We start from the raw sequence: 1,403 nt of genomic DNA on the forward strand, positions 1-1,403 counted from the left end.
TTCATCTGGGATTATTAATTTACAATTTAAAGCTATCCAATATTTATTTCTTTGAGTCCGTCTGAAAATCTATAATCTTCCCAATGATAAACTCCCCATCTTTGTATAAAAGTGGGAAAAGAAAACAAAATATTCTCCTTTTATTTTCTTGTTATAGATTTAAAAAAGGCTTTTCTTTCTTCTTCCCAAAATTCAAGAAACTCTTTCATTTCTTCTGCCATATCTTTATAAGTAATCTCTTCCCAGTAAAGTTTATTTTTGTATTCTGGTAGTTTATGTGAATATTCGCTAATTTGCTGTGCCGTATAATCTTTAAATTTTTTAAATACATCCTTTAGAACTTCAATTTCTGATTTGCTAAATACAGACTGGTCAAACTCTTTTTTCTTCTTGAATGTCAACATAGGAAACTTTCTATTTACATCTTTTTCTTCTACTTCAAGCCATTGTAAAAGGCTTTCAACCTCATCTTTAAAATCTTCATTTTCTAAGTCGTTTACAGAACTTAAAATACTATATGTTTTTAGTGGAACAGGTCCCATATTATCTTTTACATAAAACTCAAAAAATATAGGTCTTCCATATCTTTTTATATGTTCTTTGTCTGCAAAAAATATAAGTTTCATCAATTTTGTTTTTCCTAAAAAATTTACTCCTTCATCTAAAGCCAAAATAATTGCATTAGCAATTTTTTCTATATTGTATCTTTTCATTAATTTCCCTCAAAAAGACTTATATAATAAAATTATTACATTTCCAATATTTCATCAAGTAAACCTTCTGTTTCTTCTTGTAAATTTTTCAAGTCTAATACTATTTCGTCAAGTTCCCTTAATTTTTCAGGTTTATAAAAATATTTTGTAAAAGAAATCTCATAACCAATTTTAATATTATCTTTGTTTATCCATGCATCTGTCACATAAGGTAAAACTTCCCTTTCAAAAAATCCCTCAATGCCTCCTTCTTCAAGGAGTGGCACATTTTCAGTATTCCTCAAATCTGTGTCTGGTTCATATTCAACTACAACTTTTTTCCCATCAATGTCAATTTCAAAAAATCCGTAAAGTCTATCAGCCTCTTTATTTTTATAAATTTCTTTTATGACAGGCTTTGCATTTTCATCTTTTTCTGTAAGATATTTTTGTATTAACTTTTTGTTTTCAGAATTTATTTTTATCCCTTTTTTTTCAATTAATCTTAAAAACTTATTAAAGTCATAAATATACTCATCGGTTAAATCTTTAGATATATCCTTTAAAACTTCCAATAGTCTATAATCTGCTTCTTTTTTCTTCTTTTTGCTTTTTATAGCCTCTTCAAAGCTTTTTAAATTTTCATCTGATAAGACAACTTTTAGCCTTAATGGTCTTTCAACTGTTATTTTGTAATATCCAAAGGCTTCA

1 protein-coding gene and 1 pseudogene are annotated in these 1,403 nt (G+C 26.9%); both read right to left on the minus strand.

Annotated elements, in window-relative coordinates:
• Positions 1-140: 140 nt before the first annotated feature.
• Entirely contained in the window at positions 141-713 is a 573-nt protein-coding gene (locus tag HG1285_RS18985; RefSeq protein ID WP_008289377.1) for a Panacea domain-containing protein, read from the minus strand.
• A 35-nt stretch (positions 714-748) separates the two neighbouring features.
• Positions 749-1,403: pseudogene (locus HG1285_RS20025) on the minus strand (SAM-dependent DNA methyltransferase); the annotation flags it as partial.

The sequence above is a fragment of the Hydrogenivirga sp. 128-5-R1-1 genome, assembly GCF_000171895.1.